Consider the following 12,968-nt stretch of genomic DNA (forward strand, 5'->3'; position numbering starts at 1 on the left):
GGGTAAATAGCCGTTCACCTAATGTGGTGAACGGCTATTTACCTGTTTGTCGATGAGGGGGTGTCGTTGTCGATCTCGCTCCCCCTGCGCCTGCACGTGGCGGGTAGGTCCGTCTCAGCGCCGACGCGCTCGGCGTCCGCAGCGAAGAAGGCGAGCAGACCGGCGGAGAAGAAGACGCGCGACCTGCGGCATCTCGTCTTCCCGGTTCTCGCGGTCGGTGCCGTCTTCCAGGCCATCATGCAGACCGTCATGGTCCCGCTCCTGCCGAGCATGCCGGGCTTCACCGGTGCCGGAACCACCGCCGTGTCGTGGCTGGTGACGAGCACCCTGCTGGTCGGTGCGGTGATGACGCCCATCTTCGGCCGTCTCGCCGACATGATCGGCAAGAAGCGGATGCTGCTCATCGCGTTCTCGCTCATGACCCTCGGCTCGCTGATCTGCGCGTTGACCTCCGACATCGGACTGCTCATCCTCGCCCGTGGCCTGCAGGGCGCCGGCGCGGCAGTGCTGCCGATCGGCATGGCGATCCTCCGCGAGGTCCTGCCCCGTGAGCACGTGGAGCGCTCGATCGCGATGCTCAGCTCCACCCTCGGCATCGGCACCGCGGTCGGCATCCCGTTCGCGGCCGCCATCGTCCAGTTCGCCGACTGGCACCTGCTCTTCTGGATCACCGCCGCCATCGGTGCCGGTGTCGCCCTCGCGGCGTGGATCGTCATCCCGGAATCCGACACCCGCACCGGTGGTCGCTTCGACGCCGTGGGCGCCGCCGGCCTGTCCGCCGCGCTGGTGTGCCTGCTCGTGCCCATCACCCAGGGCAGCACGTGGGGCTGGACGAGCCCCGCGGTGCTGCTCTCGTTCGCCGCGTCGGTGCTGCTGTTCGTGCTCTGGGGCGTGCAGCAGTTGCGCAACCGCAATCCGCTCGTCGACCTGCGTGTCTCGGCCCGCCGGTCCGTCCTCGCGCCGCACCTGTCGGCACTGCTCGTCGGGTTCGCCTTCTACGGCAACACCCTCATCACCACGCAGCTGCTGCAGGCGCCGTCGGCGCACGGAGCCGGATACGACCTGACCATCCTCCAGGCCGCGGCCTGTCAGCTGGCCGCGAGCTTCGCGATGATGATCTTCGCGATCGTGGCCTCCCGGATCACCGAACGTTTCGGACCCAAGATCACGATCATGACCGGAGCGGTCTTCCTGCTCGCCGGCTACAGCGTCCACGCGGTGCCCGGCAAGCCGCTGTGGCTCGTCGTCGCCGCCATCTTCGTCGCGGCCATCGGCACGTCGCTCGTGTACTGCACGCTGCCGGTGCTCCTGCTCGGCGCGGTGCCGCTGTCGCAGAACGCCGCGGCGAACGGCGTCAACGTCCTGCTCCGCACTGTGGGCAGTACCGTCTGCAGCGCGGTCGTCGCCTCGGTGCTCGCGGCTCACACCCTCGGCGGCGGGCTCGGCATCGGCACGGCGGGCTTCGTGATCGCCTATCTCGTGTGCGCCGGCTGCGCCGTCGTCGTCTTCGTCTCGGGGTTCGCGCTCCCGTCGAAGCAGGCCCTGCGGCCCGTCGAGAACTGAGCCCGGTCCGCTCCTCCCCGAACAGTTACGGCCCCGCACCCGGTGTGAAACCGGAATGCGGGGCCGCCCTCCTGTCCCCCAGGTCTATCGGTGCGTCAGTGTTCGACGCCCAGATCGTTCGGACGGTAACCGAGGGGGTAACCCGGATACGTCCGGTTGGTGGCATTGCCCGCCGACAGCGACACGCGTCGCTTCGGCAGTCGCCGCACGAACGCCGACCGAGCCCGCAGCGCGCCCTCGACGATCTCCGTCAGCTGCGGTGAGCTCTTCGGGAAACCGAACGCCGACGCCATGCGGTCGTCGATCAGTGCGAAGACGACCTTCTCGATGCCCTTGTTCAGCACCTTCGGGTACCACGACTGGAACAGGCGCAACGTGTAGGTGCCGATGGCGTGGTTGTCGTCGCTGTAGGTGAACTTCTCACGCTCGTATTCGAGCTTGAACCGGTGGAACTCCTGGAACGACTCCGGGATGTCCTTGATGCCCATCCGGATGCCCACCTGGCGGTAGAAGTAGAACGATGCCAGCCGCTCCTTCGGGTGCAGACGACGCCACCCGTAACGGTCGATCCAGTCGAGCGGGTCGTACACGAAGGTCGACAGGACGTACAGCATGTCGTCGTTGTCGATCGAGTACTTGCCGTGCATCCGGTTGATGTTGCGCAGCGATTCGCGTCCCCGCTCGGCGTCGTAGCCGTGTTCGACCAGCTCGGCCATCAGCAGCGCCGTGTCGTCGTACCGCTTCTGCGGCCGCTTCTCGAACTCGCCGGTGCGGGCGAGCAGTTCCGAGATGCTGGGCACGCAGTACGTGCGGAAGAGGGCGAACTCGAGCGACCGCTGATAGTCCCACGGGAACTCGTAGCCGGCGGTGATCCGCACGATGTCCTGGTGCTGCGTGACCGGGTCGAGCTCCTCGATCACCTTGACCCAGCCCATCCGCCCACGCTTCGGGTGCGGATCCCTGTTCGGGGGCGGGAACGTGCCGGCCTTCTCGATACGTGCCTCGGGCTTCGCGACGACGGCGGCCTTCCGGCTGCGAGTGCGCGGGGGAGTGGTCGTCATCGGCTCACCTTCCGTGCATGAACTTGAGCATCGCCTGCGAGATCTTCAGGTCGCGCTCCGGACGCTCGAGGCTCATGAGCTTGAGCGGCGAGCTGAACTTCGCCACCGTGACGGACTTGGGACGGCTGAACTCGCGCAGGCCGTCGGCGCCGTGGATGCGGCCGAAGCCGGACTCGCCGATGCCGCCGAAGGGCAGCGAGGCGATGGCGGCGAAGCCGAGCACCGAGTTGACCGACACCATGCCGTTGCGCAGGCGCTCGGCGAGCTGACGGCCCTTCTTCTTGTTGCGCGTGAAGATCGACGCGCCGAGACCGTAGTTGGTGCCGTTCGCGCGCTCGACTGCCTCGTCGAGGTCGCGGACCTTGTTGACGACGACCGTCGGGCCGAAGGTCTCCTCGCACACCGCGGCCGAGGTCTCGGGCACGTCGGTGAGGATGACGGGTTCGACGATGCGCTCCTGCACCGACTCGAGTCCGCCCAGGACGGCCTTGCCGCCGGACTTCAGGGCGTCCTCGATGTGGTTGCGCACGATGTCGACCTGGCGCGGAAGCGTCATCGGGCCGTAGGTCGAGTTCTCGTCGCCGCCCGGCTTCGCACGCCGGACGGTGGCGGTGAGCTTGTCGAGGAACTCACGGTAGACGGGCTCCTCGACGTAGATGCGCTCGACGCCCGCGCAGGTCTGGCCGGCGTTGCCGAACGCACCGAAGGCGGCGAACTCGACGGCCTCGTCGATGTTCGCGTCGGCAGCGACGATCATCGCGTCCTTGCCGCCGCACTCGGCGACGAGCGGGGTGAGCGACTCGGCGCACACCGCCATGACCTTGCGGGCGGTGGGGCCGGAGCCGGTGAAGGCGACCTTGTCGACACCCGAACGTACGAGCGCCGAACCCGTCTCACCGAGACCGGTGATCACCTGGAAGACCGGCTGGGTGGGGGCGATCGAGTTCCACTTGTCCTCGAGCCACTTCGCGACACCGGGGGTGAGCTCGCTCGGCTTGAACACGACGGCGTTGCCGGCGGCCAGCGAGTAGGCGATCGAACCCATCGGGGTGTAGACCGGGTAGTTCCAGGGGCCGATCACGCCGATGACGCCGAGCGGCTTGTACTCGAGGGTCGCGGCCTGGTTGAAGCTCGCGACGCCCGAGGGCACCTTGCGAGGCTTGAGCACCTTCTTGGCGTTCTTGGCCGCCCAGTCGAGGTGCTCGACCGCCAGCATGACTTCGAGGAAGGCGTCGCCGAAGGGCTTGCCGGTCTCCTTCGCCACCACCGATGCGAGCGAGGTCGCGTCGGACGCGACGGCCTTCTTGAACTCGAGGAGCCAGTCGCGGCGGCCGCGGAAGCCCTGGGCCTCCCACCAGCGGGCGGCGACGCGGGCACGCTCGACGGCCGCGCCCACGGCGGCCTCGTCGGCGATCGGATACTCGGCGATCACCTCGCCGTTCCGGGGGTCGAGGCTGGCGAAGGTGTCGGTGTTCGCTGCCGTGGATGCCTTGTCCGAGCTGCTCTTCGCGTTTTTCGGACTGGTGAGGTTCTGGGTCATGTTCGACACTTCCTGGTGGACCACATCACATATATTTGATGTGATAGCTGTAGTGGACATCACATTAGGCGTTCGCGGGCCAATTGGACAACCCCCGTGCGCAGTTGTCCGGATTCCTACAGGAGACACGATGGCGGCACCGACACGCAGCCCCGGGACAGCGGCGGATCACGCTGCGGCATCCCGACGTTCGGAGGGGGCCGTGCGGCGCCGTCCGCAGCTGTCCGACGAGGTGGCCGGCCACCTCCGCGGCTCGATCATGTCCGGCGCACTGCGTCCGGGCGACTTCATCCGGCTCGACGAGACGGCGGTCGAACTCGGCGTCAGCGTCACCCCCGTCCGGGAGGCGCTGCTGACGCTGCGCGGGGAGGGGATGGTCGAATCCGCCCCGAATCGCGGGTGCCGGGTCTCGCCCCTCACGCGCGGCGACATCGACGACATCTTCTGGCTGCAGGGACAGATCGCCGTCGAGCTCGCGCTCCGTGCGGTCGACCGTGCCACGCCGGCCGATCTCGAGCGTCTGGCCGAACTCAACGAGAGGCTGCGCATGCTCGTCGTCGTCCCGGAGGGGGTGACACCCGACATCGAGCGGATCGCCGACGCCGAGTTCGACTTCCATCGCGAGCTCAACCGCATCGCCGACAGCCCCAAGCTCGCGTGGTTCCTCAACACCGCCGCGCGCACGATTCCGTACCGCCTCTACGCGCGGGACGCCGAGTGGGGCACGCTCGCCATCCGGTCGCACACGAAGCTGATCGAGGCGATCGCCGCGCAGGACCACAGCGAGGTGATCACGCAGACGCTCGTGCAGTTCGAGGACGCGGCCGCGCGCCTGGTCGCCCACCGCGAGCGGGCGGGGGTCGATTCGCCCTCCGGATAGGCACTTGCCTATCTGAGTACGGGTGTGCACAATTTGTATGACAGTGCTGCACCCGTACTTTCACCATCAGGAGACCTCCGATGACGACCCACGCCGAAGAGCGCGCCCCCGCCGTCACCACCGACGAACCGGTGGCGACCCCCGCTCCGCTTCCGGTGGGCTCGGTCGAACTGGCCGACTTCGTCGGAGAGTCGATGCTCCTGCTCGGCGCCGGCGCGACGGTCCTCCTGCAGCTGGCATCGCGCGGTGTCGGGCACGGCGTCGCCGACCACAGCACCACCCTGCAGCGGCCGCTCGACCGGCTGCGCACCACGATGACCTACGTCTACGCCGTCACGCTCGGTACTCCCGAGGAGAAGAAGCAGGTCGTCCGGATGGTCAACAAGGCGCACGTCCCGGTGCGCTCGGAGACCTACAACGCCTTCGACCCCGAACTCCAGTTGTGGGTTGCCGCAACGCTGTACCGCAACGGTGTCGACATGTACCGGCGGATGTTCGGTCCTCTCACCGACGCCGACATCGAACGCATCTACCGTCAGTCCGCGGTCTACGGCACGGCCCTGCAGGTCAAGGACGACATGTGGCCGAAGACGCGGGAGGAGTTCGACAGGTACTGGGACGAGATGATCGCGACCTTCGAGGTCGACCGGAAGGTGCGTTCGTTCACCCGCGACCTCCTCACCGGCGGCGACGCCCCGCTTCCTGTTCGGGCTCTCATGCCGCTGCAGCGCTTCATGACGATCGGTCTTCTCCCGCAACGCATGCGCGACGAGTTCGCGCTGCCGTGGAGTCCGCGCGACCAGCGGCGCTTCGACCTGTTCTGGAAGGTGGTCCCGCCGATCTACCGCGCGGTGCCCAGGCCCATCCGCCAACTGTCGGCCACCTACTACCTCAACGACATGCGCCGCCGGATGAAGGCGCACGGGCACGTCATCTGAGTTCTCTCCGGAGAACGACACAGTGGCCGGACGCACGTCCGGCCACTGTGTCGTTTCCCGTCGGACGATTACACGGCGCTGTCGCGTTCGAGACCGAACCAGTAGTGCTCACCGTCGTCGAACACCAGCGAGCCCTTACCGTTCATCACCCCGACGACGGTGTCGTCGTCGACCTTCTTGAAATGGTCGAAGACCGGCATGCCGTCGTAAACCATCGTCGCCGTCACCTCGCCGCGGAAGACGATCTCCCACAGGCTCGCCTCGCCGCGTCCGGTCTTCGTGTCGGAGAACAACTCGCCGTCCTCGTCGTAACACACGAGCGGCTGGACCTCGGACACAGACGCGAACGTCTTCCCGTACCACCGCGACCTGCCGAGCAGTGTGTGGGTGCGGTGCCCGGTGTCGAAACTGAAGCCCTTCCAGCGGTATCCGACGAGATCGTCGATGCGTGCAGGAGCGAGATGCTCCCAGAGGGCGTCGAGTTCGCGAGGATCGATCCGGTCGGTGCGGGCGCGCAGTTCCTCGAGTCGCTGGACGACGTTCATGTGTTCCCCTGGATGTCGAAGGTGAGTACGGCCTTGACGACCTCGCCGGAAGCGACAGCGGCGAGAGCGTCGTCGAGTTTCGTGAAATCGAAGGTCTGAACGAGCTCGTCGACGGGGAAGCGCCCGTCGCGCCACAGTGCGGCCAGTTCGGGAAGGAACCGGTGCGGATCGACGTCGCCCTCGATGACTCCGGTCAGGGTGCGACCGGACAACAGATGGGTCTGGTCGATCGAGACGGGATTGCGGCCGGCGCGCAGTCCGAGGGTGGCGCAGACGCCGGGACTGGTCAGGGACGACAGTGCCTGCCGGATCACGGATTCCGAACCCACGGACTCCACCGCGTAGTCGGCGCCACCGCCGGTGAGACGGCGCAGATGGCGTCCGAGGTCGTCGTGATCGGTGGGGGAGAGCAGCTCGGTGGCCCCGAGCGATCGCGCGAGTCCGTGCCGTCGCGGGTTGGGGTCGACACCGATGATGTTCGCGCACCCGGCGATACGTGCCGCCATCACCGCGGCCATGCCGACGGCGCCGAGACCGAAGACGACGATCGTCGACCCCCGTTCCGGCCGCAGCACCTCGAGCACGGTTCCGGCGCCGGTCGCCAGACCGCACCCGAGCGGACCCGCCGACGCCACCGGGACATCCGCCGGCAGACGCACCGCGTTGCGTTCGGTGGCCACGACGAGCGAGGAGAACGACGACTGTCCGAACCAGTTGCCGTGCACCGGTGCTCCGTCGGCGTCGCGGAGCACCGCGGTGCCGTCACCGCGCACACCGCCGTAGTTGAGCGGGGCGAACCGCGTGCAGTAGGCGTGCCGTCCCCGGGCACAGTTGCGGCACGTGCGGCACGAGTCGAATCCGAGGACCACCCGGTCGCCGACCGCGAGATCGGTGACTGCCGAACCCACTTCGGTGACGACCCCGGCACCCTCGTGGCCCAGCACGACGGGCGTCGGGACGGGGACGCCTCCCGCGGCGGCGGTGAGATCGGTGTGGCAGATCCCGACCCCGTGAACCTGGACGAGCACTTCGTCGTCGCGCAGTTCGGGCACGGTCACCGTCTCGAGCCGCAGCGGTGCGCCGTACTCGCGGAGTACCGCGGCGGTCGCGGTGCGGGTCATCCCGCCGCCTCCGGCGAACCGGTGCCGCCGAGCAGCACCGAGAGCATCAGCTGCTGTACCCGGCGTTGCCGGGAGGGGGTGGGCAGGAAGTGCACGAGGTTGCCGGTGTCGAGCACGAGGTTGAGCGCGGCGTGCACGAGGAAACGGCACTCGACGGCGGGCAGTTCGGGGCGTAGCTCGCCGACCAGACGGGCCCATTCCTCGATGTTGAGGCGCTGGATGTTCCGCAGGTCGCTGCGGTGGTGCGCGGGCAGATTGCCGACCTCGGCGAAGTACACCGACATCAGTTCGCTGTTCTCGAACGACATCCGGACGTACACCTCGGTGAGGACGTCGAGGGCCTGCGCGGAGGTCGTCGAGTCGGCGAGCGCCTCGCCGATGATCACCGCGACGCGATCACCGGCCCGGTGGAAGGCGGCCGCGAGCAGATCGGCCTTGCTCGCGAAGTGCCGGTAGACGCCGGACGCGTTGATACCGGCTGCCGCACCGATCTCCTCGATGCTCACCTCGTGATAGCCCCGCGCATCGAAGAGCAGCACTGCCTCCTGCAGGAGGACCTCGCGCTTGTTCGCTACGGACAATCCGCGCGGTTCGGGGGGTGGCGTGGGCTCGTCGACATCGGGCACCAGGTCGGTCGCGGCGACCGCCGTGCACGCGTCGAGCAGCAGCTGCTGCAGGCGCCGGTTGGACAGTGGGACACGGTGGGTGGTGATGGAGCCGATCACGCTGAGCATCGCGCTGCTGAGCAGGATGTAGTCGTCGTCGGTGAGATCGGGCCGCAGGCGCGCGACCGTGCGGGCGAGATGGCGGTTGAGCGCTCTCATCTTCGAGCGGATCTCGCTGTGGTCCTCGCCGGTGAGATAGCGACGTTCCCAGCGGTACAACCCGCCCGTCCGGCGGTTGTCGATCGTGGTGCGGATGAGCGCGAGGAGCTTGCGTTCGAGTTCCTCGGCGGCGTCGAGTTCGGCGCCGTTCGCTCCGCTCTGCTCGTCGAACTCCGCGAGGGCGGCGCCGAGGGCGTCGGCGAGGGTGACCACGGCGTGTTGGAACAGGGCGTACTTGTTCGGGAAGTGCCGGTACAGGGCGGGGCCGGAGATGCCGACGGCAGTGGCGATCTCGTCGATGCTCACGCCGTGGTAGCCGCGTTCGCTGAACGCCTCGGCCGCGACCGTGGCGATCTGGGCCTTGCGGTTCTTCGGCCGGCGCCGCACGGTGGGGGTCGGGGTGCCGGTCTTCGCGGCTGTGCGTGCCCCGACCTGCGCTTGTTCGGGCACCCTGCCTCCTCGTCGTGGATCCTGTTTCCGGCCGCGATGTCGCGGCGAATGTTCGTCGGCCTCAAAGGTAACAGTCGCACCCCCTGCAGAGAAACACTACTTTCGGGTAAGAATCGCCAAAACTGCAGGACAGAACGTATTGACAAACCAGCACCCAGGACGCAAAGTTAACCCCAATTCTTCAGGTGCGTCACCGCTGGGCGCATACGGAACCGTCACGACAGCGGCACTTTTCGAAGGACCGAGGAGGACTCGTGAGAACCCGATTCACCGAGATTTTCGGGGTGGAGCATCCCATCGTCCAGGGCGGCATGATGTGGGTCGGCCGCGCCGAACTCGTGGCCGCCGTGGCGGAGGCGGGAGCGCTGGGCTTCATCACCGCACTGACCCAGCCCACCCCGGAGGATCTCGTTCGCGAGATCGAACGGACGCGCGAACTCACCGACAAGCCCTTCGGCGTCAACCTCACGATCCTGCCGTCGATCAATCCGCCGCCGTACGCCGAGTACCGCCAGGCGATCATCGACTCGGGCGTGAAGATCGTCGAGACCGCCGGCTTCAACCCGGCCGATCACCTGCCGCACTTCAAGGACGCCGGCATCAAGGTGATCCACAAGTGCACGAGCGTGCGGCACGCGGTCAAGGCCGAGCGCATCGGCGTGGACGCCGTGAGCATCGACGGCTTCGAGTGCGCCGGCCACCCGGGTGAGGACGACGTCCCGGGCCTGATCCTCATCCCCGCCGCGACGAGCAAGCTCGGCATCCCCGTCATCGCCTCGGGCGGCATCGCCGATTCCCGCGGGCTCGTGGCAGCGCTCGCGCTCGGCGCCGATGGTGTCAACATGGGCACCCGCTTCATGTGCACGGTCGAATCGCCCGTGGCCCACGAGGTCAAGGAGCAGATCGTCCGCAACACCGAACTCGACACCAAGCTCATCTTCCGCACTTTGCGCAACACCGCTCGTGTCGCCACCAACGCGGTGAGCGAAGAGGTCGTCGAGATCGAATCGCGCGGAGCCGAATTCGGCGACATCGCCCACCTGGTCGCCGGTGCGCGCGGCCGCAAGGTGTTCGAGGACGGAGATCTCGACGCCGGTATCTGGACGGCCGGGCAGAGCCAGGGGCTCATCCACGACATCCCCACCGTCGGCGAACTGGTCGACCGCATGGTCACCGAGGCGGAGGCCGTCATCACGGGCCGCCTGAACGACATCGTCGGTGCCGACCGGGCGGTGCGCGCATGACCTCGACCACCACCGAGAGCCTGCGGTCCGAACTCGCCGACGGCATCCTGCGACTGACCATCACGCGTCCGCGCCGGATGAACGCGATCGACTTGACCACGATGAAGACGCTGAGCGACGCGGTGAAGGCGGCCGGCGACGACGAACGCGTCCGTACGATCGTCGTCACCGGTGAGGGATCGGCGTTCTGCACGGGTGCGGACCTGGCTGCGGGAGCAGCGGATCCGCAGGACCCCGGTGTCGTCATGGACACCGCCAACGAACTGGTCCGGACGATCGCGTCCGTCCCGGTCCCCGTCATCGCGGCGGTCAACGGACCCGCCGCGGGCGTCGGCGTCTCGATCGCCCTCGCGGCCGATCTCACCTACGCGGCCGAGAGCGCGTACTTCCTGCTCGCCTTCGTCAACATCGGACTGATGCCCGACGGCGGCGCGAGCCTGCTGGTTCCCGCCGCGATCGGGCGGGCCCGGGCCGCCGAGATGGCACTGCTCGGCGAGCGGGTGTCCGCGCAGGACGCCGACCGGTTCGGACTGGTGGCCCGCACCCTGCCCGACGCCGAACTTGCCGCACATGTCGACGCCGTCGCCTCGCGGACCGCATCCGGCCCGCGACGTGCCCTGGAACTGACGAAGCGGGCCCTCAACGCCTCGACGCTCGGCGAACTCGACGCGGCGCTCGCGCGGGAGAAGGACGGCCAGGTCGAACTCCTCGGCTCCGCCGACTTCGCAGAGGGGGCCATGGCGATGCTGGAGAAGCGCCCCGCCCGCTTCGCCTGACCGGGCGATCCTTCCCGAGCACGGTTCTCGGGGGATCGACAAGGAACTTCCCGGGCGGGAGCAGGGACCGGCGTGCTCGTCGGAACACCCGCTCCCGTCCGGTGAACCCAGCGCTCGACCAGTATTTTCTGCGGTATCCACCCGTTCTCGCTCGGCGACGACGCCTGGAGCGAGTCGGGCCGCATTCGCGGAATCTCCGTTAACAAAAGCTCTGGCCCAAACCGTTCCGGGCCTGTAATGTGCCTCACACATCGACGGCTCGGCACAGGCCGTGCCCGCACTCCCGCCCCGTCACGAGAGGATCATCGATGGTTCCCCCCTCTGTCGTTTCCGAAGCGGTCGGTTCCGACGCGACCCGCTTCCGTAGCAACAACTGGAACAATCAGGTGGCGCGCCACGCCCTGATGATTCCCGATCGCACGGCCTTCCGATTCCGCGGCGAGACCATCACCTGGTCGCAGCTGAACACGCGTGTCGAGAAGCTCGCCGATGCACTCTCGCGTCGCGGCGTCGGCTTCGGCGACCGCATCATCATCCTCATGCTCAACCGTCCGGAGTACGTCGAGATCGTGCTCGCGGCCAACGCCCTCGGTGCCATCGCCGTGCCGGTGAACTTCCGCCTCACCGCACCCGAGGTCGCCTTCCTCGTGGGTGATTCCGGCGCGAAGGCGATCGTCGCGGAGGGACCGCTCGTCCCGCTCGCCGCCGCCGCGCGTGGCCAGGCCGAGGGCATCGAACTGTCCATCACGGTCGGAGCCGAGCCGGAAGGCGACTCGCTCTCCTACGAGGCGCTCGTCGCCGAAGAGGGCGAACCCCACCCGCCGGTGGCGATCCCGAACGACACGCCCGCGCTCATCATGTACACCTCGGGCACCACGGGCCGGCCGAAGGGCGCCGTGCTCACCCACTCCAATCTCGAAGCGCAGTCGCTCACCTGCATCCGGGCCTTCCGTCTGTTCGACGAGTCGGGCATCGGTTTCTGCGCGTCGCCGATGTTCCACATCGCGGCCCTCGGCTCGATCGCCCCGAGCCTGATGCTCGGCACCCCCACCGTCATCCACCCGGTCGGCGCCTTCGACCCGGAGGAACTGCTCGACGTGCTCGAGGCCGAGAACGTCACCAGTCTGTTCCTCGTGCCGGTGCAGTGGCAGGCGATGTGCGCCGCGCAGCGGTCCGAGCCGCGGAAACTGAAGCTGCGCAACATCTCCTGGGGTGCGGCACCCAGCTCCGACACGATCCTGCGGGCCATGGCGGAGACCTTCCCCGACGCCTTCAACGTGGCGGTCTTCGGGCAGACCGAGATGTCGCCCATCACCTGCGTGCTCGACGGCGACGACGCCATCCGCAAGCTCGGTTCCGTGGGCCGGGTCATCCCCACCATCCAGGCGCGCGTGGTCGACGACGAGATGAACGACGTCGCCCCCGGTGAGGTCGGCGAGATCGTCTACCGCGGCCCCACCATGATGCGCGAGTACTGGAACAACCCCACCGCCACCAGCGAGGCGTTCTACGGCGGATGGTTCCACTCCGGCGACCTCGTGCGCGTCGACGAGGAGGGCTTCGTCTACGTCGTCGACCGCAAGAAGGACATGATCATCTCGGGTGGCGAGAACATCTACTGCGCCGAGGTGGAGAACGTCCTGTACGGGCACCCCAAGGTGCTCGAGGCCGCGGTCATCGGCCGCCCCGACGCGAAGTGGGGCGAGGTGCCCGTCGCCGTCGTCGCGCTCGAGCCCGGCAACGACGATCTCACCCTCGACGAACTCCAGCCGTACCTGAACGAGCACCTCGCGCGGTACAAGCACCCCAAGGAGGTCGTGATCGTCGACGCCCTGCCGCGCAACGCGAGCGGCAAGGTCGTCAAGGGCGAGCTCCGCGGCGGTCTCCCCGCCGTCACCCAGGGCTGATCCCGGCGCACTCCTCGTACGAACGAACGGGGACCGGACCACTACGGTCCGTGTCCTCGTTCGTCGTCGTTCGGCGCCGGATCGGTGAGGTCGCGTCGGGGGAGCCGTTGAACTACTGG

Annotated in this window: 11 protein-coding genes; 6 read left to right on the plus strand and 5 right to left on the minus strand. The window is 67.9% G+C overall.

The genetic code is table 11. The features are described from left to right. The first annotated feature begins 66 nt into the window (after positions 1-66). Complete coding sequence (locus AC0LPE_RS01690) at positions 67-1,563, plus strand: MFS transporter (RefSeq protein ID WP_420714471.1); 1,497 nt, start codon at positions 67-69, stop codon at positions 1,561-1,563. A gap of 95 nt (positions 1,564-1,658) precedes the next feature. Here AC0LPE_RS01690 and AC0LPE_RS01695 read toward each other — a convergent pair whose 3' ends face one another. Both AC0LPE_RS01695 and AC0LPE_RS01700 read right to left on the minus strand, forming a co-directional pair. Continuing rightward, positions 1,659-2,624, minus strand: a complete 966-nt coding sequence (locus tag AC0LPE_RS01695) for an oxygenase MpaB family protein (RefSeq protein ID WP_016693180.1) — start codon at positions 2,622-2,624, stop codon at positions 1,659-1,661. A gap of 4 nt (positions 2,625-2,628) precedes the next feature. Further along, positions 2,629-4,164, minus strand: coding sequence for an aldehyde dehydrogenase family protein (locus AC0LPE_RS01700; protein ID WP_088898846.1), 1,536 nt, complete (start codon positions 4,162-4,164; stop codon positions 2,629-2,631). 130 nt (positions 4,165-4,294) lie between these two features. Here AC0LPE_RS01700 and AC0LPE_RS01705 point away from each other — a divergent pair, with 130 nt between their 5' ends. Then, entirely contained in the window at positions 4,295-5,044 is a 750-nt protein-coding gene (locus tag AC0LPE_RS01705; RefSeq protein ID WP_490605497.1) for a GntR family transcriptional regulator, read from the plus strand. A gap of 80 nt (positions 5,045-5,124) precedes the next feature. Next, the gene (locus AC0LPE_RS01710; RefSeq protein ID WP_088898823.1) at positions 5,125-5,982 is read left to right on the plus strand and encodes an oxygenase MpaB family protein; all 858 of its coding nucleotides are present in this window, start codon (positions 5,125-5,127) and stop codon (positions 5,980-5,982) included. Between the two features lie 68 nt (positions 5,983-6,050). Here the strand turns inward: AC0LPE_RS01710 and AC0LPE_RS01715 are convergent, their stop codons facing one another. Genes AC0LPE_RS01715 through AC0LPE_RS01725 form a run of 3 tightly spaced genes read right to left on the minus strand, consistent with a single transcriptional unit; the run spans position 6,051 to position 8,922 of the window. Next, complete coding sequence (locus AC0LPE_RS01715; RefSeq protein ID WP_088898822.1) at positions 6,051-6,527, minus strand: DUF4334 domain-containing protein; 477 nt, start codon at positions 6,525-6,527, stop codon at positions 6,051-6,053. Continuing rightward, a complete protein-coding gene (locus AC0LPE_RS01720) occupies positions 6,524-7,648 on the minus strand; it encodes an NAD(P)-dependent alcohol dehydrogenase (RefSeq protein ID WP_301847919.1) in 1,125 nt (374 codons plus the stop codon). Before AC0LPE_RS01720 ends, AC0LPE_RS01715 begins: the two co-directional genes overlap by 4 nt. Further along, positions 7,645-8,922, minus strand: coding sequence for a TetR/AcrR family transcriptional regulator (locus tag AC0LPE_RS01725; protein ID WP_490605498.1), 1,278 nt, complete (start codon positions 8,920-8,922; stop codon positions 7,645-7,647). The genes AC0LPE_RS01720 and AC0LPE_RS01725 overlap by 4 nt, the downstream gene beginning before the upstream one ends. Before the next feature lie 254 nt (positions 8,923-9,176). Here AC0LPE_RS01725 and AC0LPE_RS01730 point away from each other — a divergent pair, with 254 nt between their 5' ends. From AC0LPE_RS01730 to fadD5, 3 genes are all read left to right on the plus strand, one after another. Further along, positions 9,177-10,166 carry an NAD(P)H-dependent flavin oxidoreductase gene (locus AC0LPE_RS01730; protein WP_016693187.1) on the plus strand — a complete coding sequence of 330 codons (990 nt, stop codon included), beginning with the start codon at positions 9,177-9,179 and terminating at the stop codon, positions 10,164-10,166. Beyond that, positions 10,163-10,942 carry an enoyl-CoA hydratase gene (locus tag AC0LPE_RS01735; RefSeq protein WP_016693188.1) on the plus strand — a complete coding sequence of 260 codons (780 nt, stop codon included), beginning with the start codon at positions 10,163-10,165 and terminating at the stop codon, positions 10,940-10,942. Before AC0LPE_RS01730 ends, AC0LPE_RS01735 begins: the two co-directional genes overlap by 4 nt. A gap of 308 nt (positions 10,943-11,250) precedes the next feature. After that, positions 11,251-12,849: a fatty-acid--CoA ligase FadD5 gene (fadD5, locus tag AC0LPE_RS01740; protein ID WP_490605499.1), complete on the plus strand. Its 1,599-nt coding sequence runs from the start codon at positions 11,251-11,253 to the stop codon at positions 12,847-12,849. Positions 12,850-12,968 lie beyond the last annotated feature (119 nt).

The sequence above is a fragment of the Rhodococcus sp. S3 genome (assembly GCF_058211795.1).